This is a genomic window from Fructilactobacillus sp. X2R5C2 (assembly GCF_059901375.1).
Window position 1 is genome coordinate 1 of sequence record NZ_JBWXUX010000032.1, and the last position, 253, is coordinate 253.

Annotated in this window: 1 protein-coding gene; it reads right to left on the reverse strand. The window is 63.2% G+C overall.

Translation table 11 applies throughout. The features are described 5' to 3' along the window. On the reverse strand, positions 1-253 hold a 253-nt coding region (locus AC6UD2_RS06835), incomplete at both ends, for an aminotransferase class I/II-fold pyridoxal phosphate-dependent enzyme (protein WP_500698441.1).

Genomic DNA, 253 nt, shown 5'->3' on the forward strand with positions numbered 1-253 from the left:
GTGGACGGGTCACTGGGGATTTCGATCACTTTCAGGCCCAGCAGGTCGGCCAGTTGCAGCAAGCCGTAATACGTCGGCGACTCGGCCGCAATCAGATCGCCCGGGCGGGTCAGCACGCGCAATGACATTTGCAGGGCATCGACGCAGCCATGGGTCACGATCACTTCACGGGGGTCGACCAGCACGCCAGCATCGCGCATGCGAATGGCGATCTGCCGGCGCAACGGCTCTAAGCCGGGGCTGAACATGTAGC